This window comes from Microbacterium sp. 2216-1, from assembly GCF_046507855.1.
GTDB lineage: Bacteria > Actinomycetota > Actinomycetes > Actinomycetales > Microbacteriaceae > Microbacterium > Microbacterium esteraromaticum_C.
Window position 1 is genome coordinate 150,791 of the sequence record NZ_JBKFTM010000003.1, and the last position, 23,011, is coordinate 173,801.

General features: G+C 67.4%; 23 protein-coding genes and 1 tRNA gene. 4 read left to right on the forward strand and 20 right to left on the reverse strand.

The window, feature by feature from the left end; all coding sequences use genetic code 11:
- Positions 1–6: 6 nt before the first annotated feature.
- Positions 7–1,146 (reverse strand): carbohydrate ABC transporter permease, encoded by a 1,140-nt coding sequence (locus ACLD0U_RS10750; protein ID WP_224818701.1) that lies wholly within the window; start codon positions 1,144–1,146, stop codon positions 7–9.
- A 97-nt stretch (positions 1,147–1,243) separates the two neighbouring features.
- Positions 1,244–2,569: an ABC transporter substrate-binding protein gene (locus tag ACLD0U_RS10755; RefSeq protein WP_179410112.1), complete on the reverse strand. Its 1,326-nt coding sequence runs from the start codon at positions 2,567–2,569 to the stop codon at positions 1,244–1,246.
- 242 nt (positions 2,570–2,811) lie between these two features.
- Between ACLD0U_RS10755 and ACLD0U_RS10760 the strand changes: the two genes are divergently transcribed.
- Entirely contained in the window at positions 2,812–3,816 is a 1,005-nt protein-coding gene (locus ACLD0U_RS10760; RefSeq protein WP_224818700.1) for a LacI family DNA-binding transcriptional regulator, read from the forward strand.
- Positions 3,817–3,873: 57 nt separating this feature from the next.
- On the opposite strand, the gene rplL is transcribed toward ACLD0U_RS10760, so the two are convergent.
- Both rplL and rplJ read right to left on the reverse strand, forming a co-directional pair.
- Positions 3,874–4,257 (reverse strand): 50S ribosomal protein L7/L12, encoded by a 384-nt coding sequence (gene rplL, locus ACLD0U_RS10765; protein WP_179410110.1) that lies wholly within the window; start codon positions 4,255–4,257, stop codon positions 3,874–3,876.
- Between the two features lie 48 nt (positions 4,258–4,305).
- Positions 4,306–4,794, reverse strand: coding sequence for a 50S ribosomal protein L10 (gene rplJ / locus ACLD0U_RS10770; RefSeq protein ID WP_179410109.1), 489 nt, complete (start codon positions 4,792–4,794; stop codon positions 4,306–4,308).
- Positions 4,795–5,074: 280 nt separating this feature from the next.
- On the opposite strand from rplJ, the gene ACLD0U_RS10775 reads away from it, so the two are divergent.
- Positions 5,075–5,752 (forward strand): YqaJ viral recombinase family protein, encoded by a 678-nt coding sequence (locus ACLD0U_RS10775; RefSeq protein ID WP_410340622.1) that lies wholly within the window; start codon positions 5,075–5,077, stop codon positions 5,750–5,752.
- A gap of 2 nt (positions 5,753–5,754) precedes the next feature.
- Here ACLD0U_RS10775 and ACLD0U_RS10780 read toward each other — a convergent pair whose 3' ends face one another.
- Positions 5,755–6,657 (reverse strand): LysR family transcriptional regulator ArgP, encoded by a 903-nt coding sequence (locus ACLD0U_RS10780; protein ID WP_224818699.1) that lies wholly within the window; start codon positions 6,655–6,657, stop codon positions 5,755–5,757.
- A 71-nt stretch (positions 6,658–6,728) separates the two neighbouring features.
- On the opposite strand from ACLD0U_RS10780, the gene ACLD0U_RS10785 reads away from it, so the two are divergent.
- On the forward strand, positions 6,729–7,394 hold the full coding sequence (locus ACLD0U_RS10785) for a LysE/ArgO family amino acid transporter (protein WP_224818698.1): 666 nt from the start codon (positions 6,729–6,731) through the stop codon (positions 7,392–7,394).
- 62 nt (positions 7,395–7,456) lie between these two features.
- Here ACLD0U_RS10785 and rplA read toward each other — a convergent pair whose 3' ends face one another.
- From rplA to gabT, 14 genes are all read right to left on the reverse strand, one after another.
- The gene (gene rplA / locus ACLD0U_RS10790; protein WP_206551497.1) at positions 7,457–8,143 is read right to left on the reverse strand and encodes a 50S ribosomal protein L1; all 687 of its coding nucleotides are present in this window, start codon (positions 8,141–8,143) and stop codon (positions 7,457–7,459) included.
- Positions 8,144–8,155: 12 nt separating this feature from the next.
- Positions 8,156–8,587 (reverse strand): 50S ribosomal protein L11, encoded by a 432-nt coding sequence (gene rplK / locus ACLD0U_RS10795; RefSeq protein ID WP_179410104.1) that lies wholly within the window; start codon positions 8,585–8,587, stop codon positions 8,156–8,158.
- A gap of 176 nt (positions 8,588–8,763) precedes the next feature.
- A complete protein-coding gene (gene nusG, locus ACLD0U_RS10800) occupies positions 8,764–9,780 on the reverse strand; it encodes a transcription termination/antitermination protein NusG (RefSeq protein ID WP_206551496.1) in 1,017 nt (338 codons plus the stop codon).
- Between the two features lie 59 nt (positions 9,781–9,839).
- Positions 9,840–10,109, reverse strand: a complete 270-nt coding sequence (gene secE / locus ACLD0U_RS10805; protein ID WP_179410102.1) for a preprotein translocase subunit SecE — start codon at positions 10,107–10,109, stop codon at positions 9,840–9,842.
- 41 nt (positions 10,110–10,150) lie between these two features.
- Positions 10,151–10,223: transfer RNA gene (locus tag ACLD0U_RS10810), tRNA-Trp, on the reverse strand.
- A 150-nt stretch (positions 10,224–10,373) separates the two neighbouring features.
- Positions 10,374–10,811, reverse strand: a complete 438-nt coding sequence (locus ACLD0U_RS10815) for a pyridoxamine 5'-phosphate oxidase family protein (protein ID WP_224818697.1) — start codon at positions 10,809–10,811, stop codon at positions 10,374–10,376.
- Positions 10,808–11,320 (reverse strand): DUF2165 family protein, encoded by a 513-nt coding sequence (locus ACLD0U_RS10820; protein ID WP_179410100.1) that lies wholly within the window; start codon positions 11,318–11,320, stop codon positions 10,808–10,810. The genes ACLD0U_RS10815 and ACLD0U_RS10820 overlap by 4 nt, the downstream gene beginning before the upstream one ends.
- Entirely contained in the window at positions 11,317–11,514 is a 198-nt protein-coding gene (locus ACLD0U_RS10825) for a DUF4177 domain-containing protein (protein WP_179410099.1), read from the reverse strand. Before ACLD0U_RS10825 ends, ACLD0U_RS10820 begins: the two co-directional genes overlap by 4 nt.
- A 119-nt stretch (positions 11,515–11,633) precedes the next feature.
- Positions 11,634–12,995 carry an aldehyde dehydrogenase family protein gene (locus ACLD0U_RS10830; protein ID WP_206551494.1) on the reverse strand — a complete coding sequence of 454 codons (1,362 nt, stop codon included), beginning with the start codon at positions 12,993–12,995 and terminating at the stop codon, positions 11,634–11,636.
- A 28-nt stretch (positions 12,996–13,023) separates the two neighbouring features.
- Positions 13,024–14,496, reverse strand: a complete 1,473-nt coding sequence (locus ACLD0U_RS10835) for an NAD-dependent succinate-semialdehyde dehydrogenase (RefSeq protein WP_410340623.1) — start codon at positions 14,494–14,496, stop codon at positions 13,024–13,026.
- Between the two features lie 33 nt (positions 14,497–14,529).
- On the reverse strand, positions 14,530–16,071 hold the full coding sequence (locus ACLD0U_RS10840; protein ID WP_179410096.1) for an APC family permease: 1,542 nt from the start codon (positions 16,069–16,071) through the stop codon (positions 14,530–14,532).
- 9 nt (positions 16,072–16,080) lie between these two features.
- Positions 16,081–16,971: a universal stress protein gene (locus ACLD0U_RS10845; protein ID WP_224818694.1), complete on the reverse strand. Its 891-nt coding sequence runs from the start codon at positions 16,969–16,971 to the stop codon at positions 16,081–16,083.
- Positions 16,968–18,326 (reverse strand): flavin monoamine oxidase family protein, encoded by a 1,359-nt coding sequence (locus ACLD0U_RS10850; protein ID WP_410340624.1) that lies wholly within the window; start codon positions 18,324–18,326, stop codon positions 16,968–16,970. The genes ACLD0U_RS10845 and ACLD0U_RS10850 overlap by 4 nt, the downstream gene beginning before the upstream one ends.
- A gap of 97 nt (positions 18,327–18,423) precedes the next feature.
- A complete protein-coding gene (gene gabT, locus ACLD0U_RS10855) occupies positions 18,424–19,785 on the reverse strand; it encodes a 4-aminobutyrate--2-oxoglutarate transaminase (RefSeq protein ID WP_410340625.1) in 1,362 nt (453 codons plus the stop codon).
- Positions 19,786–19,884: 99 nt separating this feature from the next.
- On the opposite strand from gabT, the gene ACLD0U_RS10860 reads away from it, so the two are divergent.
- Positions 19,885–21,390 (forward strand): PucR family transcriptional regulator ligand-binding domain-containing protein, encoded by a 1,506-nt coding sequence (locus ACLD0U_RS10860; RefSeq protein ID WP_410340626.1) that lies wholly within the window; start codon positions 19,885–19,887, stop codon positions 21,388–21,390.
- Positions 21,391–21,429: 39 nt separating this feature from the next.
- On the opposite strand, the gene ACLD0U_RS10865 is transcribed toward ACLD0U_RS10860, so the two are convergent.
- Positions 21,430–22,881, reverse strand: a complete 1,452-nt coding sequence (locus ACLD0U_RS10865) for an XRE family transcriptional regulator (protein WP_206551489.1) — start codon at positions 22,879–22,881, stop codon at positions 21,430–21,432.
- Positions 22,882–23,011: the final 130 nt, after the last annotated feature.

Sequence of the window (23,011 nt, forward strand, 5' to 3'; positions counted from 1 at the left end):
CGCTGCTCATCGGATCTCCCGCTGCTTCTGGATCTGACGTGCGTTGTAGACGACGATCGGCACAACAAGCACGAAGAGGATGACGGCGAGCGCTGCACTGCGCCCTGCCTCGAATTTCGAGAACTGGGTGTACATCTCGTTGGCGAGCACGCTCGTCTCGTAGTTTCCGGCAGTCATCGTGCGCACGATGTCGAACACCTTCAGCGAGGCGATCGAGATGGTCGTCAACACGACGATGAGAGCGGGACGGATGGAAGGGACGGTCACGGAGCGGAATCGCTGCCAGGCGTTCGCACCGTCAAGCTCGGCGGCTTCGAGAAGCTCGGTCGCCACGCCCTTGATGGATGCTGACAGGATGACCATCGCGAACCCGGTCTGCACCCAGATGAGGACGACGATCAAGAAGAAGGTGTTCCACGGCGGGTTCAGCAGGAACTGCTGCGGTTCTCCCCCGAACCACACGAGGATCTGGTTGAGCAGGCCGATCTGGTCATACTGCGGCCCGCGGTACTCGTACATGAACCGCCAGATGATGCCGGCGCCGACGAACGAGATCGCCATCGGCATGAAGACCAGTACCTTGTAGACCTTCTCGCCGCGCGTGCGGTCGATGAACACCGCGTACGCCAACCCCACGATGGTCGAGACGGTCGGGACGACCAGCACCCACACGATCGTGTTGACCACGACGCGGATGCCGTCGGGCTGACCGAAGATCCACAGATAGTTGTCGAGGCCGATGAAGCTCTTACCCGACGAGTTCATGAACGATGCGACGAACGTCTGGATCGACGGGAGCACGAGGCCCACCGTCAGCAGCAGGAACGCCGGCGCCATGAACGCCACGAGTTGGATGAGGTAGCCCTTCCCCGCGCGCGATCGATAGTCGAGCAGGAAGAACACGCCCCCGACGACGACTGCCACGCCGATCGCCCAGTAGTAAGAGCGGAAGAACCACATCACGGCGAAGGGGACGAGCAGGCACATCGCCAGTCGCGCGGCGGTGTACCAGGGCCCGGAACGCGGCGCGACGTCGACGAGGAACAGAATGACGGCCACGACGATCGCGAAGGCGATGACGACGATCACCGCCTGCACGACAGGTGGCATCGTGCCCACCCATTGGAAGAAGTCAGTCGCGGTCACATCGATTCCCTTGCACGAGTGGCGATGATCCGTGCACCGTTGCCCGGATCAGGTCAGAGGTGGAGTGGGCCGCCCGAAGGCGGCCCACCCGAGTCGGTCAGCCCGCGGGCCAGCCCGTCTCGATCTGCTGGAGCACCTCATCGGTGGACGTGCCGTTGACCCAGGCGACCATTCCCTTCCAGAACGTGCCCGCGCCGACTGCACCGGGCATCAGGTCACTGGCGTCGAACCGGAACGTGGTGTCGGGATCCTGCAGGATCTTGATGGTCTCCTGAAGGATCGGGTCCTGCGCGTTGGCCGGGTCCAGTCCGTTGTTGGCCGAGGTGACGCCGCCCAGGCTCACGCGGCTGTTCGCCCACTCGGGGCTGGAGAGGTAGGCGAGCACCTGCTGCGTTGCGGCGGAGTCGCTGAACGCTCCCACGATCTCACCTGCGCCCGTGACCGCGCTGGCGTCTGCACTCTCGCCCGGGAGCATGAACGCCCAGACGTCGCCGTCCTCGGCGATCGTCGTTCCATCGGGGAAGAAGCCCGACAGGAACGATGCCTGGTGCGTGAGTGCGCACGATCCGTCCGCGACCTTCGGGGCGACATCACCGAACGCGGTCGAGTTGATCGAGCGGACGTCACCGAATCCGGCGTTCACGTTGGCCGGGTCGAGCAGGATCTCGCCGACGGAGTCGAAGGCGGCCTTGATCTGCGGATCGGTGAACGGCACGTCGTTGGTGACCCACTGGTCGTACACATCGGGGCCCGCCTGACGCAGCACATAGTCCTCGACCCAGTCCGTGCCTGGCCATCCGGTCGCCGTGCCGGACTCGAAGCCTGCACACCACGCCGGTTCGCCGGTCGCCGCTTGGATGGACTCGGTGAGCGTCTGCATCTCATCGAGCGTCGTCGGCACCTCCACGCCCCACTCGGCGAACTTCGTCGGCGAATACCAGATCCAGCCCTTGACGTTCGCCATCAGGGGCGCGCCGTAGAACGTGCCGTCCACCGTTCCGTAGTTGACCCAGTCCTCGGTCCAGTACTCGTTCGCGTTCTGCTCGACCTCGGCAGGTGCGGGCAGAAGGAAGTCACGGGTGGCGAAGTCGGCGAAGAGTCCCGGCTGCGGGAAGATCGCGATGTCGGGCGGGTTCCCGCCCTGTGCACGGGTTCCGAGCTGCGTCTCGAAGTCCTGACTGCCCTCGTACTTGATCTCGATCCCGGTCTCTTCCTCGAAACCGGCCCAGGATTCCTGGAGCAGCTCTGCCTCGCTGTCGACGATCGTGCCGTAGATCGTGACGGTCTCGCCGGCCACGTCTTCACTGCCGGCGTCGCTGCCGCCGTCCGGTGCACCAGGAGCTCCGCACCCTGCCAGTGCGACGCCCGCCGCACCGAGCAGTGCCAGCGGCGCGAGGCGCCGATAGCGCTGTGACTGTGCCATGTCATTTCTCCTCTTCGAGTGGGTCTCTGCTCCCCGACGCGGCGTGTCCCGCAACAATGAGGAACCGATTCCAGAACAACCTACTTGTCTTGGACGCCCCGACACAATGCCCGCACGAGCCGTTCTCGACAACCGTTGTCCAGCCGTGACCCGTTGCGTGGGAGCGCTCCCACAGCATAGCGTGTGGAACCGGTTCCGCGACACGGTGTTCGGAATCCCGACTTTCCCCCAGAGGACGAACGATGAGCACGCTTGCCGATGTCGCAGCCCGCGCCGGCGTCTCGAAAGCGACCGCCAGCCGCGCTCTGAGCGGCAGCGGCTACGTCGCCGACGACACCAGTGAACGCGTACACGCCGCGGCCCGCGAGCTCGCGTACGTCGTGCACTCCTCGGCGCAGAGCCTGGCGACGGGCCGTACGCTGTCGGTGGGCGTGATCGTCCCCACCCTCGACCGCTGGTTCTTCTCTGAACTGCTCAGCGGCATCCAGCAGGAGCTGCTCACGTCCGGGCACGACCTGGTGCTCTACGGCAGCCGAGAGGGGTCAGCGGAACGCACCCGACTGTTCGAAGAGATCCTGCCGCAGCGTCGCCTCGACGGCATCATCGCCGTCGGCATCCAACCCAGCGCCCGCGAGCTCGAACGGCTCATGCTCGTCGGCTCGCCCTTGGTGAGCGTCGGCTCTTACGCCGAGGGCACCAGCGCGATCTCGATCGATGACACGGCCGCTGGGCGACTCGCGACCGAGCACCTCATCGACCTCGGACACCGCGACATCACGTTCCTCGGCGGCAGAGCGGATGCCGCGACGCACGCCTTCGGTGACGAGCTGCGGCTCGCCGGCTACCGCGCGGCCATGAGTACCGCAGGTCTCGAAGCCGGCATCCGCCACGCTTCGGGCGAGGCGACGATGCCCGGCGGGTACGAAGCGGCGGTGCGGATGCTGGGAGACCGGCGCTCCCGCCCGACGGCGGTGGTCGCCGTCTGCGACGAAGTGGCCATCGGAGGCATCATCGCCGCGCGACGACTGGGGGTGTCCTCCCCCGCCGATCTCAGCGTGGTCGGCATCGATGACCATGCGCACGCGGAGATGTTCTCGCTGACGACCGTCCTGCAGCATCCGAAAGGGCAGGGCCGTGAGGCGGTCCGCATGCTGCGCGACCGCATGGACTCACCCGGCGCGGAAACCGTGCACCGGGTGCTGCCCTCGGAGTTGATCATGCGCGCGTCGACGACGGTGCCGCGCTGATCCGGGTACGCAGAAGGCCCCGGGCGAACCCGGGGCCTTCTGTGTCAGTAAGAAGTCTTACTTGAGGGTAACCGTGGCGCCGGCGCCCTCCAGGGCCTCCTTGGCCTTCTCAGCGGTCTCCTTGTTGGCGCCCTCGAGGACGGCCTTCGGAGCGCCGTCGACGACAGCCTTGGCCTCGCCGAGACCCAGCGAGGTGAGCTCGCGGACGGCCTTGATGACCTGGATCTTCTTGTCGCCAGCAGCCTCGAGGATGACGTCGAACGAGTCCTTCTCCTCCTCGGCAGCGGCATCGCCAGCGCCACCGGCTGCGCCGGCAACGGCGACCGGAGCGGCCGCGGTGACGTCGAACTTCTCCTCGAACGCCTTCACGAACTCGCTGAGCTCGATGAGGGTCAGGTCCGCAAACTGCTCCAGCAGCTCCTCAGTGGTGAGCTTCGCCATGATGTATCTCCTAATAAATGGGGTTTGTGTGAGGAAGACGCCGGACGCTTACGCGGCCTCGGCGGTCTCCAGCTTTTCGCGAAGCGCGTCGACGGTGGCAGCAGCCTTGCCCATCGTCGCCTTCATCATGCCCGCTGCCTTCGCCAGCAGAACCTCACGGCTCTCGAGCGAGGCGTACTTGTTGACCTCGTCGGCGTCGAGAGCGTTGCCCTCGAAGACGCCGCCCTTGATCACGAGAAGCGGGTTGGCCTTGGCGAAGTCACGCAGAGCCTTGGCGGTGGTGACGAAGTCACCGTGCACGAACGCGACGGCCGACGGGCCCTTGAGGCCCTCGTCCAGCGTCGTGATCCCCGCGTTGTTCGCGGCGATCTTGGTCAGCGTGTTCTTCACCACGGCGTATTCCGCGTCCTGACGGATAGCGTTGCGCAGCTCCTTGAGCTGGGCAACCGTCAGACCGCGGTACTCGGTCAGCAGGACGGCGTTCGAGCTCTCGAAAGACTTCGTGAGCTCGGCAACCGTTGCATCCTTCTGCGCCATGGTCACTCCTTCTGTGTACGGACGCCACACGGATGCGGGGCGTCGACCTTGACTGCCCACCACATGAGAAAAGCTCCGGCGCAAGCGCACGGAGCTTCAGAAAGAAATCGCACACCTGCGCGGGCCCCTGCGATGCAGTGCTTCGATCGACGCGTGCTTGCGCACATGACGATGACCGGCGGTCTTCGGTTACGTGAAGTCTACGGCATCCGACCGCCCACCCCAAATCACGCGGCGTGGGAGGGTCAAGGACCCCCACGGCTCGGGGTAGCCTCGTGGAGTGACCCCCGAACTCGAAGCCCGGATCGTCGCGGACTCCCGCGACCGGGTCGCGTGGCTTCGCGCTCGGGCACGGGGGATCACCGCAACAGATGTCGCCGGGCTCTCGGGAGACGCCTCGATCATTCGCGCCGCGGACTCCAAGCTCGGCGGTGGGCCGCGGTTCGGCGGCAACGCGTACACAGATCACGGCCGCCGTCGCGAGCCCGAGATCGCCGCGTGGGTCGCCTCGACTCACGGCATCCTGCCTTCGTCGGCGCTGTTCCACGCCGCGGTCGAGAAACGCCATCTCGCGACGCCGGACGGCGTCTGTGTCAACGGCGAGGGCCGAGTACTGCTCGCCGAGATCAAGACGACCAACAAGTCCTGGCGCACCATCCCCCGCAACTACCTACGGCAGGTGTGGTGGCAGCAGCACGTGTTGGGCGCCGAGCGCACGTTGTTCGTGTGGGAAGAGCACGACGACTTCCGACCGCTGCACGACGAGCCCCGTTCGGTGTGGATCGACCGTGACGAGAAAGAGATCGGCCGCCTCGTCGACCTCGCGACCCGTCTGATCGACGAGTTGTATCACCGCACGACAGGACAACGTCCCCCCACCGGCGCCGCGCCCGCCGCGAGTCGCCGCGACTCACTCCGCGAGCGCGACATGTTCCGCGCCCTCGCCCTCAGCGACTAATCTCAGCGCAACGGCACCAGCACGCGCGACGCCTCGGCGGCGACCTCTGCAGCGATCGCATCGAGCAGCGGTGAGCGCAGGTTCCACTGCTGCCAGTACAAGGGCACGCGAATGCGCGGCTCCCCCAGCTCGATCAGGTCTTCGGTCGCCTGCGGCATCGGGATCAGTCCCCATCCGAGCCCCAGCCGCACGGCGTGAGAGAAGTCGTGCGACGCCGGCACGTAGTGCCTCGGCACCGACCACGGATCGACTCCCCGCGCCCGCAGCCACCCCTGCTGCAGCGCGTCGCGCCGATCGAAATCGACGAAGGGCGCCTTGCGCAGCGCGTCGTTCGAGACACCGTCGGCGAACCAGCGCTCGAAGTAGTCGGTCGTCGCCATGGCTCGGTACTCGAGCACGCCCAAGGGCGTCACCGCGCTGCCGCCCACCGGCTCTGCCTCGCTCGTGACGGCTGCCATGACCTCGCCCGACTCGAGCATCCGCGCGGTGTAGTCCTGATCGTCGCGGTGCAGATCGACATCGATCGGATGCTGTCGCGCGATTCGCGCGATCGGAGACAGGAACCACGTTGCCATGGAGTCAGCATTCACGGCGAGCGGGATCCGCACGCGCGCCGCGGTCTCTACAGCGGCTTCGGGTTCGGCATCTCCGAGACCGAAGGCCACCATCACATCGTGCTCCAGCAGCTCGACCTGACGCGCAAGGCGCACGAGCGCTTCGCCCGCCTCGGTCGCGCGCACAGGGCGGGAACGCACGAGCGCCGCCCGCCCGATCTGCTGCTCGACAACCCGCACCCGCTGACTCACCGCCGACTGGGTGATGTGCAGTCTGCGCGCGGCCGCTTCGAAGCTGCCCTCGTCGATCACCGCGGCGATGGTCGTGGCAAGCTGCGCATCGATCTTCACATAAGCAATGCTAATAGCTAAGCAAGTTTCTTTGTTGGCGCTAATGATCTATACCTCGATACCGTGAGGGAATGCTCACCGTGCTCGCCGGCCTCGGCCTCGGCCTCTCCTTGATCATCGCCATCGGCGCACAGAACGTCTTCGTGCTGCGGCAGGGCTTACGGCGTGAGCACGTTCTCCCGGTCGTGCTGGTGTGCGCTCTCTCTGATGCGGTGCTCATCGTCGGCGGCGTCGCCGGCCTCGGACTGCTGATCGAGACCGCACCCTGGCTCGTGGTCGTCGCGCGCTGGGCGGGCGCAGCCTTCCTCGTCGGATACGGACTGGTCGCTGCCCGACGGGCCTGGCGGGGAGGGGGCGAGCTGATCGCATCCGACGACACCGCATCCCCGGGGCCGAGCCACCCGGCATCCGGGTCCGCGAGCACGACGCTGGCCCGCACGCGTCTGGCACCCACCCTGGCGACGGTGCTCGCGCTGACCTGGCTGAACCCGCACGTGTACCTCGACACGGTGCTCATGCTGGGCTCGGTCGCCGCGACACATGGCGACGACCGCTGGTTGTTCGCGACGGGCGCCGTGATCGCCAGCTTCGTGTGGTTCACCGCGCTGGGATTCGGCGCACGTCACCTCGGTAGATGGCTGCGTACACCTCGCGCGTGGCGGATGCTCGATGCCGGTATCGCCGTCGTGATGATCGCGCTCGGTGTGAACCTGGTGCTGCCCGTGCTCTTCGGCTGAGCCGCAACGCAGAAGACCCTCACCCCGAGCGGGGTGAGGGTCTTCGAAAGCGAGTCTCAGACTCAGATGGCGTTGACGTCCAGCGGGATGCCGGGGCCGAACGTGGTCGACACGGCGCCCTTCTGGATGTAGCGGCCCTTCGCGCTCGACGGCTTCAGACGCACGATCTCTTCGAGAGCGGCGTCGATGTTCTCGTTCAGCTGCTCAGTGCTGAACGAGGCCTTGCCGACGATGAAGTGCACGTTGGCGTGCTTGTCGACGCGGAACTCGATCTTTCCGCCCTTGATCTCCTCAACAGCCTTGGCCGGGTTCGGAGTCACGGTGCCGGTCTTGGGGTTGGGCATGAGGCCACGGGGACCCAGCACCTTACCCAGACGACCGACCTGACCCATCAGCTCGGGGGTCGAGACCGCGGCGTCGAAGTCGGTCCAGCCGCCGGCGACCTTCTCGATCAGCTCGGCGCCACCGACCTCGTCCGCACCAGCGGCGATCGCAGCCTCAGCGGCCGGGCCGTTGGCGAAAACGATGACGCGGGCGGTCTTACCGGTGCCGTGCGGCAGCATGACGGTGCCGCGCACCATCTGGTCTGCCTTGCGGGGGTCAACAGCGAGCTTCAGCGCGACCTCGACGGTCGAGTCGAACTTCGCCGAACCGGTCTCCTTGGCCAGGGCGACAGCCTCAGCGGGAGTGTAGAAACGGTCTGCCTCGATCTTGGCGAGGGCAGCCTGGTATGCCTTGGACTTAGCCATGATTTATCCCCCTCAGTCCTCGACCGTGATGCCCATGGAACGGGCGGTACCGGCGATGATCTTCGACGCAGCGTCGATGTCGTTCGCGTTCAGGTCGGGCTGCTTGGTCTCGGCGATCTGGCGGACCTGCTCCTTGGTGAGCTTTCCGACCTTGACCGTGTGCGGCGTGGGCGAGGCCTTCGCAACGCCAGCGGCCTTCTTGATCAGCTCAGCTGCCGGCGGGGTCTTCAGGATGAACGTGAAGCTGCGGTCCTCGTAGACGGTGATCTCCACGGGGATGACGTTGCCGCGCTGCGACTCGGTCGCGGCGTTGTACGCCTTGCAGAACTCCATGATGTTGACGCCATGCTGACCGAGCGCGGGGCCGATCGGCGGCGCCGGGTTGGCTGCACCGGCGTTGATCTGAAGCTTGATCAGGCCGGTCACCTTCTTCTTCGGTGCCATTCTCTTTCCTTTCATCGAGCGGATGCGGCACGCATCCGTTCTCCCGCGAACCCGGCGGTTCCGGGCTGCGGTTGCTCGCGCGCACGAGAAACGGGCGCACAAACCATCCAAGTATACCCGAGAACGCACGAACGGCCGCCCCGTTCCGGGGCGGCCGTTCGTGAATGCTGTGCGGGTCAGGCCATCTTGGTGACCTGGTCGAACGACAGTTCGACCGGAGTCTCGCGCTCGAAGAGCGAGACGAGAACCGTGAGCTTGCCACTCTCGGGCTTGATCTCGCTGATCGAACCGGGAAGGCCCGCGAACGACCCTTCCTTGATCGTGATCGTCTCGCCGATCTCGAAGTCGACCTCAGCGGCCACCGGGCGGGCGACGGCGACGCCACCCTTGGCGGCAATGGACTTCGCGGTCGGCACATCCTTGACCTCGACGAGCGACTTCAGCATGTTGAAGGCCTCTTCGAAGCGGAGCGGCGTGGGGTTGTGGGCGTTGCCCACGAAGCCCGTGACGCCGGGCGTGTGACGCACGACCGACCAGGTGTCCTCGTTGAGCTCCATGCGCACCAGCACGTAGCCGGGGATGCGCACGCGCGTGACCATCTTGCGCTGGCCGTTCTTGATCTCGACGACGTCCTCCATCGGGACCTCGATCTGGTAGATGTCGTCCTCTACCTCGAGCGTCGACTTGCGCTGCTCGATGTTGGCCTTCACCTTGCGCTCGAAGCCGGCGTAGGAGTGGATGACGTACCACTTGCCGGGCAGCATCCGCAGATCCATGCGGAAGGCCTCGTAGGGGTCTTCCTCCGCAGGCTCATCGGCGCTGTCGCCGTCGATCTCGGGGCCGTCGTAGGGTGCCACTTCTTCAGCGGCTGCGGCCTCTGCGTCGGCGGTGTCTTCCGCCACGGCGTCGTTGAGGACCTCTGCGGCTGCTTCTGACTCAGCTGCTTCGTCCAGGTTGAGAGCGTCGTTCACGATCGCGTCTGCCTCCGGGTCTTCGATCTCGATGTCATCCGTGTCGCCGCCGAAGTTCTCGGCGTCATCCCCGTCGCCCTCGACGTGCAAAGCCACGTGCTCGGCGGCCGTGGCCGACTGCTCCTGCTCGGCGAGGACGTTGCCCTCCTGGGACTCGTCCTCTTCACTCGACTGCTCTGCGGCTGTCGCCCAGTCCGCATCGTCGGAATATCGTTCAGACACGTTGCTTCTTTCCGTTCACTGCGACGTTCCCAGGGGTTCCTGCGGACGTCGAGGGTGCGTCAGCCGAGCGGGACTCCGAACACGACGTGCGTCAGGCTCCCGAAGATCCAGTCGAGGCCGTACACCATGCCCATCACGATCAGCACGAACACGAAGACCACGGCGGTGTACTTGACCAGCTCTTTGCGAGTCGGGGTGACGACCTTGCTCAGTTCGCCGATCACCTGGCGGAAGAACAGAGCGATGCGCCCGAAGAAGCCCAGCTTCTTCTCGCGCAGTGCGTACGGGCCTGCTGCGACGATGTCGCCGCGAACGTCGTCCTGTTCCATCCGGTACGTACCTTTCGTGAGCCAGCATGTGCGCTGACGCGCAGGGCGGACAGGAATCGAACCTGCAACCTGCGGTTTTGGAGACCGCTGCTCTGCCAATTGAGCTACCGCCCTAGAGACCTTGCGACCTCTGGGTCTACCTCCTCCGCGTGCCGTGTGGGGCACGGTGAAGGATGCAGACAACTGCTAGATCAGTGTACGGCATCCGCGGCATCCGACCGAACCGAACCGAAATCCCGGGTGATTCGCGCGGTGCACAGCCGATCAGTACTCCGCGACGCCGGTGCGCTCGGGCTCGGGGTCTCGACGGAATCCCCGGCCGCTGATGCGCGTCGGCTCGATGCGCACGAAGACGCGCTTGAGCGTGGGGATCCACGGGCGCAGGCCGGTGTTCTCGGCCCGCTCGATGTCGGCTTCGCTCTCCAAAGCCGTCGCGCGGCCACGCATGATGACGCTCCACGCCTCGGTGTCGGTGTGATCATCGACCTCGAAGATCACATCGGCGTTGACCGTCAGCTCAAGCAGCTTGGTTCCGGGTGCCGTGCGGAAGATGATGCCCTCATCGTCGACCGCGTAGTTCACGGGGAAGACGTCGACGACGTCGCCGACGTGCGTGACGAGCCTTCCGAGTTCCTGAGTGCGCACCAGCTCCCAACACCGCTGCTCCGGAAGAACGGTGACCGGGTCGTCGTAGAGGCTCATGCTGCGCTCCCCTCACGCGCAGGCTCGTTCATCGCGAGCAGCACCGCGAACGCGGCCCACAGCGTGACGATGCCCATCGCGGTGTCCTTGCCGTTCCAGATGCCCGACTGCCACATCGCGAACCATTCCGAGCCGACCACGATGAAGCCGAGGAACCAGATCGCGAAGCCCAGGGCGAAGGCGGCGTAGCCCCAGCCCCTGGCCCGGTCGTAGGCGGCGATGTCGGCATTGCGCCGCAAGAACAGCAGCACACCGCCGTAGAGCGCGAGACCCGCGAAGACGCCCTCGGCGATGATGATGCCGATGTAGCCGATCGTGTGGATCACCGGGCTGTCGATCGCGCGCCACATCAACGCGTTGCCCTCGAAAGTGGTGTCCATCGACAGCACGTGCACGACGAACTGATAGTTCGAGTCGTAGTCCATCAGGTTGCCCGCGAACACGAACAACCCGAACAGTCCCGCGATGAACACGACGAATGACTGCAGCAGACGCAACGGATGCTTCATTGCTCTTGACCCTTTCGCACGAAGACGAGGTCGGCACGCGGTTCGGTGTGGTGCTCGAGCAGGATCAACTGCACGAAGCCCCACCCGTCGGCGGCACGCTCGGTGATGACGGTCTGATAGTCGAAGGCGAACTCCCACCCCGCACGGTCTCGGCGCAACGGAACGCTGACGAAGGAGTACTCGGGTGCGGACACGCTGTGCCTCCCTTCGCGGTGGACGTCCCTTGGGCCGATCGTAACGAGATTCGCGGACGGATGCGAGAGACCCTCCGGATGCCACGGAACGGGCATCCGGAGGGTCATGGTCGCACGGATCAGGCGGTGCGGATGAGCTTCTTGTTGACGAACTCGTCGGCGGCCAGCAGGCCCATCTCGCGCGAGGTACCGCTGCGCTTGACGCCACCGAAGGGCAGCTCGGGGCTGTCGGCGAGCACCAGGTTGATGTAGACCATGCCGGCCTCGATGGCATCCGCCACGCGCTCGGCCTGCGCCGGGTCGGTGGTGAACACGTACGAGCCGAGACCGAACGAGGTGTCGTTGGCGAGCGCGACCGCGGCGGCCTCGTCGGCCACGCGGTACACGACCGCGGCGGGCCCGAACAGCTCCTCGCGATACACGTTCATGTCGGCGGTGACGTCGGCGAGGACGGTCGGTGCGAAGAACGTGCCGTTGCGGGTGCCGCCGGTCAGCAGCGTCGCGCCCTGTGCGAGTGCCTCGTCGACCTGCTGCTGCAGGCGCTCGGCGGCCGCCGTCGACGACAGCGGTCCCAGCACGGTGTCCTGCTGCGTCGGATCCTCGGCCGAGACCGCGGCGAGGCCCGCGACGAACTTCTCGGTGAAGGCGTCGTAGAGCTCGTCGACCACGATGAAGCGCTTGGCGCCGTTGCAGGACTGGCCGTTGTTGTCGAGGCGTGCATCGACCGCGGCCTGAGCGACAGCATCCATGTCATCCGTCGAGAGCACGATGAACGGGTCGGACCCACCGAGTTCCAGCGCCACCTTCTTGAGGTTGCGCCCGGCGACCTCCGCGACGGCCGCGCCGGCGCGCTCGGAACCGGTCACCGAAACCCCCTGCACGCGCGGGTCGGCGATGATCGTCGCAGCCTGCTCGTTGGTGGCGTAGACGTTGACGTACGCGCCGTCGGGCAGGCCCGCATCGCGGTAGATGCGCTCGAGCAGCGCGGCCGACTCGGGGCACTGCGGGGCGTGCTTGAGGATGATCGTGTTTCCCACCGCCAGGTTGGGGGCCGCGAAGCGTGCCACCTGGTACGCGGGGAAGTTCCACGGCATGATGCCCAGCAGGGCGCCCAGGGGCGCGCGGCGCACGACGGCGCTGCCCTCGCCCAGGATGTCGAGCGGGGTGTCGCCGGTGATCTTGTCGATGTTGTCGGCGTTGTACTCGATGATGTCGGCGGCGAAGTCGACCTCGCCCTCGGCCGCGGCGATCGGCTTGCCCATCTCGCGCACGATGATCGCGGCGAACTCGTCGCGACGTTCGCGGTGCAGCTGCGCGATGCGACGGATCACTTCCGCACGTTCGGCGGGCGGGGTCGCCGCCCACGTGACGGCGGCGCTCGCGGCACGAGCGACGGCATCCTCGATCTGGGCGTCGGTGAACGTCTCGAATGCGGCTTCGGTCTCGCCGGTGGCCGGGTTGACGACGGCGTAGTCGGTCATGTCGGTTCCTCGCTTCGTGTGTGGTGGCTCACGCCGGGATGAGCGTGTACTTGGTGGACAGGTACTCGTGGATGCCCTCGAAACCGCCTTCGCGACCGATGCCGGACTGCTTGACGCCACCGAAGGGTGCCGCGGCGTTCGAGACGACGCCCACGTTCAGCCCCATCATGCCCGTCTCAAGCGCCTCGATCATGCGGTGTCCGCGCGCGAGGTCCTGAGTGAAGACGTACGAGACCAGGCCGTACTCGGTGTCGTTGGCCAGGCGCACGGCCTCGGCCTCGTCGGCGAAGGTGGCGATGGCCAGCACGGGTCCGAAGATCTCCTCGCGCAGGATGTCGCTGCCGGCGACCACGTCGGTGAGCACGGTCGGCTGGTAGAACGTTCCGGTGCCCTCGATGGCCGCGCCGCCGGCGAGCACACGGGCCCCGCGCTCGACAGCATCGCCGACGAGCTCGGCAGCCTTGCCGACGGCATCCGCGTCGATCAGCGGGCCGATGGTGACGCCCTCTTCGGTGCCGCGTCCGATCTTCATCGCCTGCACGCGCTCGGTGACCCGGCGCGCGAACTCCTCGGCGATGTCCTCGTGCACGATGAACCGGTTCGCGGCCGTGCATGCCTGGCCGATGTTGCGGAACTTCGCGGCCATCGCACCGTCGACCGCCTTGTCGAGGTCAGCATCCTCGAAGACGACGAACGGCGCGTTGCCGCCGAGCTCCATCGACACGCGCAGCACGCCCTGAGCGGCCTGCTCGATGAGCTTCTGGCCGACGCCGGTCGATCCGGTGAACGAGAGCTTGCGCAGGCGCGGGTCGGCGATGATCGGCGCCGACAGCTTGGACGACGACGAGGTCTGCACCACGTTGACGACACCGGCCGGCAGGCCCGCCTCTTCGAGCAGACGCGTGAAGAAGATCGTCGTCAGCGGGGTCAGTGCCGGCGGCTTGATGACCACGGTGCAGCCCGCGGCGAGCGCGGGGGCGATCTTGCGGGTCGCCATCGCGAACGGGAAGTTCCACGGCGTGATGAAGAACGACGGTCCGACGGGACGCTGCGAGACGATCATGCGTCCGGTGCCCTCAGGGCTGGTGCCGTAGCGACCCGTGATGCGCACGGCCTCCTCGCTGAACCAGCGCAGGAACTCACCGCCGTAGACGACCTCGCCACGGGCCTCGGCCAGCGGCTTGCCCATCTCGAGGGTCATCAGCAGCGCGAGGTCCTCCTTGTGCTCCTGTACGAGGTCGAAGGCGCGGCGCAGGATGTCGCTGCGCGTACGGGGCGGGGTCGCCGCCCACGACTCCTGCGCGGCGACGGCCGCGTCGAGCGCGCGGATGCCGTCGGCCGGCGTCGCATCGGCGATCGAGGCGATGACCTCACCGGTCGCGGGGTCGCGCACGTCGAAGGTGCGCCCCTCTTCGGCGTCGATCCACTCGCCGCCGATGAAGAGACCGGTGGGTACCCGGCCGAGCAGTTCCTGCTCGTTGGATGCGAGTGCTGTGCTCATGGGTGGTTCTCGATTCTGTGTGGGGAGGGTGGGTCAGCGGCGGCGCAGGCTCGGCGGGGCGTCGATACCCAGCGTCTCACCTCGGAAGAAGGCGGGGCGGCGGATCGCGTTGATGATCATCACCACGATCCCGACCCCGATGATGAGCATGCCGAGGATGAAGACGATGCCGACTCCGCCGATCTCGGTGCCCGAGCCGTAGGCCGGGTCCATCGAGTCGATCAGCGTGGTGAAGAACAGCACCGCGAGCAGGATGCCGCCGATGAGCGGGAACAGGAAGGTGAAGAACACGTTGCGCGCCGAGTCGAACCACTGCTTGCGGAAGTACCACACGCACGCGAACGCCGTGATGCCGTAGTAGAAGCAGATCATCATGCCCAGCGTCAGGATGGTGTCCCACAGGGTGTCCTCGCTGACGACGCGCATGATCGCGTAGAACGCCGAGGCGACGATGGCCGACACGATCGTGGCGTAGCCGGGGGTGAAGAAGCGCGGGCTGACCTTGGCGTACGCCGAGGGCAGTGCCCCGTAGTGCCCCATCGCCAGCAGCGTGCGCGCGGGACCCACGAATGTGGACTGCAGCGAAGATGCCGAGCTGGTGAGCACGGCCAGCGATACCAGGAACGCCAGCGGGCCGAGGATCGGTCCCGACAGGTGGAAGAAGACGTTCTCCTGGATGCCCTCGTTACCCAGGCCCAGCTCACCGGTGCCGACGCCGGCGTACATGATCATCGCGACCGACAGCAGCAGGTACAGCGACACGATGGTCAGCACGGTCACGGTCGCCGCGCGTCCCGGCGTGCGCTCGGGGTCCTTGGTCTCCTCGTTCATCGTCAGGGTGACGTCCCAGCCCCAGAAGATGAAGATCGACAGCGACAGGCCCGCCGCGAACGCGCTGAACGACGAGACCTCGAACGGGTTGAACCAGGACGGATCGAACGGCTGGAAGTCGAAGCCGTTGCCCGAGACGGCCTGGCTGATCGCGGCGACGGCGAAGAACACCAGCACGAGCAGCTGGAACCCGACCAGCCAGTACTGCAGCTTCTGCGTGGTCTTCATGTCGCGGTACGAGATGAAGGTGGCGCCGAGCATGAACAGCAGGCAGACGGCGATATTGATCCAGGTGATACCGGCGAGGTCGGCGATGGCGGGATCGCGGGTGATCTGCGACAGCAGCAGGAACAGGAAGTCGACGGCGACGCCGGCGAGGTTCGAGAGCACGAGAATGGTCGCGACGACCAGTCCCCATCCGGCCATCCACCCCACCCAGGGGCCGAAGGCGCGGGCCGCCCACGTGAACGAGGTGCCGGCATCCGGCATCTGGCGGTTCAGCTCGCGGTACCCGAAGGCGACCAGCAGCATCGGGATGAAGCCGACGAGGATGATCGCGGGGATCTGCGATCCGACCTCGGATGCCGTCGGTCCGACGGCCGCGGTGAAGGTGTACGCGGGCGCGATGCACGAGATACCGATCACGACGGCTCCGAGCAGACCGACGGTGCCGCTGCTCAGACCCTTGCGGGAGATACCGGTGGTGACCGGGTCCGGCACGACGCTGTGCGATTTCTGGGACATGCTGTGGCCTCAGGCCTTTCCGGTGCCGCGGGTGCGGGGAACGACGATCATGGGGACGGGCAGCTCGTGCAGCATCTTGGCCGCGGTCGAGCCGAGGAACAGCCGGCGCGGTTGCGCGAGCCGACTGGAGCCGACGAGAACGATCTCGCCCGGCTCCCACGGCAGGTGTGCGACAGCATCCTCGACGCTGTCTCCGGTCGCGCGCTCGACGGTCGCCTCGACGCCCGCGGGCAGCGCCTCGCGCGCCTGCGCGAGCACATCGCCGCCGTGCGAGTTGCGCACGAGGGTGATGGCGGCGGTGTCGAGTCCGGCCGGGGTGTCGAACGGGACGAGCGAGATCAGCCGCAGTGATCCGCCGCTGGCTCGGGTAAAGGCGACGGCCTCCTCCAGGAGGACTTCCGAGCCCTCCCTGGTGCCGATCGCCGCGCTCACGCGCGTGATGGGCAGGGCGAGATCGACGTCCTCTGCCGAGCCGGCCGTCGCCAGCGCGACGGGGATCGGCGACGAGTGCACGAGGTCGGATGCCACCGAACCGAGCCGGTGCCGACCGAAGGCGCTGGTGCCGGCGGCACCCACGACGATCAGTCGCGCGTCGAACTCCTCGGCGGCGGCGATGAGTCCCGCCGCGAAGGAGTCGCCGAAGCGCACATGCCCCATGCGCTCAACGTCGTCGGGGATCGTGGCGGATGCCGTCCGCAGCCACTCCTGCGCCTGGCGGCGGATGTGGTCGACGTAGGCGCGCTCGGGCGGCACGGCGGCGTTGCGGGTGCCCTCGGCGGGCAGCACGACGACCAGGTCGAGGCGCATGCCGAGGCCGCGGGCCAGGCGCACGCCCAGAGCCAGGGCGTCGGCGCCGGCCGGCGTCGCGGTGTATCCGATGACGATCGACGAAGGGCTCATGCGCGGCTCTGCTCGATGATGCGGGTGGCCGCCAGACGACCCATCCGGATGGCGCCGTCGACGTGCTGGTAACCGGCACCGGCCATGTCGGAGCAGGCGAAGTGGATCGGCCCGACGGGCGTGCGCAGGTCGCTTCCGTAGCGGTGGAGCCCGCCCATGTCGAAGCTGGCGGCGTACGCGCCGCGGGTCCATTCCTCGCTGCCCCAGTCGCTCTCGTAGTACACGACCGGGTTCTTCGCCTCGGGACCGTAGTAGTGCGACAGCGACTCCAGGATGCGCTCCTTGCGCTCCTCGGCCGACAGGGTGAACAGGTCGTCGGCGTTCTGGTCGCTGACGAAGCCGACGAGGGTGCCGCGCTCGTCGCCGTGGTTGGTGTTGTCGTAGGCCTCGTGCGAGAGCTCGTACGGGCTGAAGGCGGTGCCGCTGAGCCCCTGCTCGCGCCAGAACGGACGATCGTAGACGGCGTGCACCTTGATGACGAAGCCCATCGACAGGTGCTGGTGCAGCTGGTGCTGCCGGCGCGGCAGTGCGGGCACGAACGAGATGCGGTCGTACAGCACCGGCGCGTGGGCCAGGATCGCGAAGCGGGCACGGACGGTGGTGTCGTCGGTGGTGGCGGTCACGCCGGCATCGCCCCACTCGAGCGAGCGCACCGGCTGGTTCAGCAGCACGTCGTCGGCGAGGCGCTCGGCCAGCAGCAGCGGGACCTGCTGGAGTCCGCCGACCACACGCTTGTCGAGGATGAAGTCGGCGTCGACGAGGTTCGAGTACGACCCGGCGGATGCGGCCATCAGCAACGACTGCAGGAGCGAGAACGTGTGCGTCGGCTTGGTGAGCATGGCCGATCCGGTGGCGAAGGCGAGGTTGCGAACGGCCTCGTCGTCGTCGGTCTGCGAGCGCAGCCAGGCGTCCCATGTGACGGCATCCCACTCGGCGGCGTTCGGGTGCTCCCACGGGCTGTCGGGGTCGATCTCGGCGACCATCCGGTCGAGGCGCTCGGTGATCTCGTCGATCACGCGCTCGGTCTCGGGTGCGACTGGGAACATCTCACCGGTGAACCGGCTGACGGTGCCGTCCGGTCCGATGTACACGCTGTCGCCCTCGCGGTAGCGACTGTACGTCTCCAGTCCGAGCTCGTCGATCGTCTCGATGAGGGCATCCTGATCGGGCGAGACCCACTGTCCGCCGATCTCGAGCATCGCGCCGTCGATGACGTCGGTCCACAGGCGGCCGCCGACGCGGTCACGCGCCTCGAGGACGGCCACCGACAGGCCGGCCTTGCGCAGTTCGTTGGCCGCGGTGAGCCCGGCTGCGCCGGCGCCCACGATCAGCACGTCGCGGTTGATCTCGGTCATGTGCACTTTCCTTCGTTCTCGAGGCCGTTCTCGGAGCATGTTGTGTGTGCCGGCCGCGGCCCGATATCCCCCGATACGGGCCGCGGTCGGCAGTCTGTTAGGCCGAAGCCAGGGCGTCGGCGACGACGTCGATGCCTTCGCCCAGCAGCTCGTCGCTGATCGACAGCGGCGGCAGGAACCGGATGACGTTGCCGTAGGTGCCACAGGTGAGCACGATCACGCCAGCGGCGATGCAGGCCTTGGCGACGGCAGCGGTCAGTGCGGCGTCCGGCGCGTTGGTCTCGGGGTCGACGAACTCAGCGGCGATCATTGCGCCGTGGCCGCGGATGTCACCGATGCGGGCGTCGGATGCCTGCATCCGGGAGAGCCGGTCGGTGAGCAGCGCGCCGATCTGCTGGGCGCGCTCGATCAGTCCTTCGTTCTCGAAGGCGTCGATGGCGGCGAGCGCGGCGGCGCACGCGATCGGGTTGCCGCCGTAGGTGCCGCCGAGGCCGCCCGCGTGCGAGGCATCCATGATCTCGGCGCGTCCGGTGACGGCCGCCAGCGGTAGGCCCGCGGCGATGCCCTTGGCGGTGGTGATCAGGTCGGGCTCGATGCCGAAGATCTCGCTGGCGAACATCGCTCCGGTGCGGGCGAAGCCGGTCTGCACCTCGTCGGCGATGAACACCACGCCGTTGGCGCGGCACCACTCGGCGATTGCGGGCAGGAACCCGTCGGCGGGGACGATGAAGCCACCCTCACCCTGGATGGGCTCGATGATGACAGCGGCGAGGTTGTCGGCGCCGATCTGCTTCTCGAGCTGCAGGATGGCGCGGGCCGCGGCCTCCTGGCCGCTGAGGCCGTCGCGGAACGGGTACGACATCGGTGCGCGGTACACCTCGGGGGCGAAGGGACCGAAGCCGCTCTTGTAAGGCATCGACTTGGCGGTCAGCGCCATGGTGAGGTTGGTGCGGCCGTGGTAGCCGTGATCGAAGGCGACGACGGCCTGGCGGCCGGTGTGCTTGCGGGCGATCTTGATGGCGTTCTCGACGGCCTCGGCGCCCGAGTTGAACAGCGCGGTCTTCTTGGCGAAGTCGCCGGGGGTGACGCGGTTGAGTGCTTCGGCGACGTCGATGTACGACTCGTAGGGCGAGACCATGAAGCAGGTGTGCGTGAACTGCGCGGCCTGCGCCGCGACGGCCTCGACGACCTTCGGGTGTGCATTGCCGACCGAGGTCACTGCGATGCCCGATCCGAGGTCGATCAACGAGTTGCCGTCGGCGTCGACGATGACTCCGCCGCCGGCGGCGACGGCCGCGATCGGGGCGGTGTGTCCGACGCCCGCGGGAACGGCCTGCGCCTTGCGGGCGAGGATCGCCGCCGAGCGCGGACCGGGAAGAGCGGTGACGACGCGGCGCTCCTGGGGAAGGCCGGGGCCGCCGACGGGAAGGGCTGCGGAATCTGCGTCGGAACGAGTCATGATGGCGACTGTACGAGCCGCAGACGCTCGATGCACTCGCCGAAGCGTACAATTCTGCCAAGGCGTTCGCCCTGACGTACACAAACTGGAGAGGTGTCCGTGGACGATCCCACTCTGCGCACCCTGTTGCGCCGACGTGACCTCGAGCTGACGCTCCTGTCGCCCACGGAGGCCATGGTTGGCGATCGCCTCGATCGTCCCCTGCGGTGGGTGCACAGCTCGGATCTCCTCGACCCGACCCCGTTCCTCGCCGATGACCTGCTGCTGCTGACCACGGGCACCCAGCTCACCGACGGCGACGCGGCACAGGCGCAGGCCTACGTGACCCGACTCGCCGATCGTGGGGTCGCCGGCCTCGGGTTTGGCGCCGACGTGCACCACGCCGGTGCTCCCCGCGAGCTCATCGCCGCATGCGCCGCACTGGGGATGCCCCTGTTCGAGGTGCCCTACCGCACACCGTTCATCGCCGTGGCCAGGGCGCACGCCGAGGCGATCGCCGCTCAGGCGTACGCTCGGCGCTCCTGGGCACTCGATGCTCAGCGGGCACTCGCGATCGCCGCGCTGCGACCCCGCGGACTCGAGTCGACGCTGAGCGAACTAGCCCGCCGGATCGACGTCTGGGTCGGGATGTTCGATGCGGGCGGAGCGCTCACGCACGAGCATCCGCCGCGCTCTCTCGCCGAGCCCGCTGCTGCCGACCTGTCGGCACACGTGGGCGAGCTCCTTGCCCGGGGTGCACAGGCCGCCCAATCGGTCACCGCCGACGGTCAGCCTTTTCTGCTGTTCACCCTGGGGCGCGGCGGCCACCTGCGCGGCGTGATCGCGCTGGCCACCGACGCCCTCGACCCCGAGGCGCGCACGGTGGTCACCTCGGTGATCGCGATGGCGGGCCTGTCCAGGGAGCAGAGCGAGCAGCTCAACCGCAGCCGGGCGCGATTGCACAGCCAGGTGCTCCAGTCGCTCCTACGGGACGACCCGGCGCTGGCGCGCCGCGTGCTCGGCTCACTGCCCGTCGCGCCCGTCCTGGTCGGTGTCGCCTCGACGGATGCCCCGGCCGAGGCGATCGTGGAATGGTGCGAACGCCGCCGCTTGGAAGACGGCCTGGCATACTTCGGCGCGGCCGCCCCCAGTGGCATGGTGCTGGTCGTCTCCGCCGCGCAGGAACAGGTCTACGCTCAGATCGCCGATCGCTTCTCGGTGCAGTGGGGGGTTTCGGCGGCGGACGGATACGGATCGTTCGCGCGCATGCACGAACAGGCGGTGTTCGCGCTGGGCCGCAGCGGCGATGCGGTCACCCGCTATGCGGACACGGCGAGCGCGAGCATGATCGGCGCGCTCAGCACCGACGAGGCACGCCTGGTCGCCGAGTCGCGTCTGGCCCCCATCCGGCAGGTCGACGCCGCGTCGGGCAGTGACCTGGAACGCACCCTGCGCGTCTGGCTGGAGCACGACGCCGTGCTCGATGCGTCCGCGAACGCGCTCGGCGTGCACCGGCACACGCTGCGCAGTCGCATCGCACAGGCATCCGCGCTGCTCGGCGTTGATCTGGCGACCTTCCCGGCCCGCGCCGAGCTGTGGATCGCCCTGCACGCCGCCGGCGAGTGAGCGGCATCCGCCCCGCCTGAGCGAGCGTGCCGCGGCCGCTCAGGCCGGCGCGTGCGCCTCGAGGAACTCGTACACGTCGGTGCTGTCGACGCCGGGGAACGCGCCGGTCGGCAGGGTGGCCAGCAGCGTGCGCGGCGTGCGGACGTTCGGCCAGGAGTGCTGCCGCCAGCGCTCCTCGAGTTCGGCGGGAGCACGGCGACAGCAGGTCTCGACCGAGTGCTTCGACACGCCGCGATTGTTCGTGTCGCGCCCGACGAACCAGCGGGTGTCGTCGAAACGCACCCCCACGCTCACCGAATGCAGGCCTTCGCTGGAGGGCTCGACGCGGGCCGTGCACCAGTACGTGCCGTTGCCGGTGTCGGTGTACTGGTAGTACGGGTTGAAGCGGTCTTCGACGTCGAACACCACCCGGCTCGTCCAGCGACGGCAGCACATCTGGCCCTCGATGGATCCGAGACGGTCGGTCGGAAAGTTCACGTCGTCGTTCTCATACGCCTTGGTGATCGTTCCCGACTCGTGCACCTTCAAGAAGTGCACCGGGATGTCGAGGTGCCGCGTGGCGAGGTTCGTGAACCGGTGCGCCGCCGTCTCGTACGACACCGAGTAGGCGTCGCGCACGTCTTCGATCGAGATGGCGCGACGTGACTTCGCCTCCTGCAGCACCGGCACCACGTGCGCCTCGGGCACCAGCAGCGCGCCGGTGAGGTAGTTCGTCTCGACCCGCTGACGCAGGAACTCGGCGTAGCTGCGCGGTTCCCCGTGGCCGAGGATGCGACTGGACAGGGCCTGCAGCACCGCGGTACGGGCGTCGCCCTTGGCGGGGATGCTGCTGGAGAGGTACAGCCGCCCGTGCGCGAGATCGGCGACGCTGCGCGTCGTCTGCGGCAGGTCGGGCGCGTAGTGCAGGGTGAAACCCAGGTGCGCGGCGATCTCGGATGCCGTCCGCTGGGTGATCGGACCACCGGGGTGCCCGACGGCGGCCAGGATCTGCGCGGCGTGCTGCTCGAGCTCGACGAAGTAGTTGTCCTGCGTGCGCATCAGATGACGCAACTCGACGTTGGCCCGCCGCGCCTCTTCGGGAGTCGCCGACCGTTCATCGCGCAACCGTTCGATCTCGCCGTGCAGCGCGAGCATCGCCTCGAGCGCCTCATCGGGGATCGTCTTGGCGATGCGGAACGCCGGGATGCCCAGCGCCTGGAAGGTCTGCCCCTTCATAGCGCGTTCCAACGCGATCTCGCGAGTGCTGCGCTCGTCGAGCGGCTCACCCTCGAGCAGACCATCGAGGCCCGTGCCCAGCGCACGGGCGATCGACTGCAGCAGGGTCAGCTTCGGCTCGCGCTTGCCGGTCTCGAACATCGACACCTGGCTGGGTGCACGATCGATCCGCGCCGCGAGGTCTTCGAGCGTCATCCCCTGCGCGGTGCGCAGCTGTCGGATGCGGCGCCCGATCGTGAGGGCGTCCGGTTCTTCTACCGTTTCGGGCTGACTCATGCCGAGCATTCTGTCACAAAAACAGAAATTCCATCAAACTTCTCTCCTGATTTGGTCGGCGCTGGGGCCATTCCTCTCCCAGAGTGGATGTGAAGCCACCCCGGCCGAACACCAGCGACCGACATCTCAC

Excerpts from the sequence above, each read along its gene's own strand:
- ACLD0U_RS10755 (WP_179410112.1), bottom strand. The coding sequence starts at position 2,569 with ATGGCACAGTCACAGCGCTATCGGCGCCTCGCGCCGCTGGCACTGCTC.
- ACLD0U_RS10760 (WP_224818700.1), top strand. The coding sequence starts at position 2,812 with ATGAGCACGCTTGCCGATGTCGCAGCCCGCGCCGGCGTCTCGAAAGCG.
- rplL (WP_179410110.1), bottom strand. The coding sequence starts at position 4,257 with ATGGCGAAGCTCACCACTGAGGAGCTGCTGGAGCAGTTTGCGGACCTG.
- rplJ (WP_179410109.1), bottom strand. The coding sequence starts at position 4,794 with ATGGCGCAGAAGGATGCAACGGTTGCCGAGCTCACGAAGTCTTTCGAG.
- ACLD0U_RS10785 (WP_224818698.1), top strand. The coding sequence starts at position 6,729 with ATGCTCACCGTGCTCGCCGGCCTCGGCCTCGGCCTCTCCTTGATCATC.
- rplA (WP_206551497.1), bottom strand. The coding sequence starts at position 8,143 with ATGGCTAAGTCCAAGGCATACCAGGCTGCCCTCGCCAAGATCGAGGCA.
- rplK (WP_179410104.1), bottom strand. The coding sequence starts at position 8,587 with ATGGCACCGAAGAAGAAGGTGACCGGCCTGATCAAGCTTCAGATCAAC.
- secE (WP_179410102.1), bottom strand. The coding sequence starts at position 10,109 with ATGGAACAGGACGACGTTCGCGGCGACATCGTCGCAGCAGGCCCGTAC.
- ACLD0U_RS10815 (WP_224818697.1), bottom strand. The coding sequence starts at position 10,811 with ATGAGCCTCTACGACGACCCGGTCACCGTTCTTCCGGAGCAGCGGTGT.
- ACLD0U_RS10820 (WP_179410100.1), bottom strand. The coding sequence starts at position 11,320 with ATGAAGCATCCGTTGCGTCTGCTGCAGTCATTCGTCGTGTTCATCGCG.
- ACLD0U_RS10830 (WP_206551494.1), bottom strand. The coding sequence starts at position 12,995 with ATGACCGACTACGCCGTCGTCAACCCGGCCACCGGCGAGACCGAAGCC.
- ACLD0U_RS10835 (WP_410340623.1), bottom strand. The coding sequence starts at position 14,496 with ATGAGCACAGCACTCGCATCCAACGAGCAGGAACTGCTCGGCCGGGTA.
- ACLD0U_RS10840 (WP_179410096.1), bottom strand. The coding sequence starts at position 16,071 with ATGTCCCAGAAATCGCACAGCGTCGTGCCGGACCCGGTCACCACCGGT.
- ACLD0U_RS10845 (WP_224818694.1), bottom strand. The coding sequence starts at position 16,971 with ATGAGCCCTTCGTCGATCGTCATCGGATACACCGCGACGCCGGCCGGC.
- ACLD0U_RS10850 (WP_410340624.1), bottom strand. The coding sequence starts at position 18,326 with ATGACCGAGATCAACCGCGACGTGCTGATCGTGGGCGCCGGCGCAGCC.
- gabT (WP_410340625.1), bottom strand. The coding sequence starts at position 19,785 with ATGACTCGTTCCGACGCAGATTCCGCAGCCCTTCCCGTCGGCGGCCCC.
- ACLD0U_RS10865 (WP_206551489.1), bottom strand. The coding sequence starts at position 22,881 with ATGAGTCAGCCCGAAACGGTAGAAGAACCGGACGCCCTCACGATCGGG.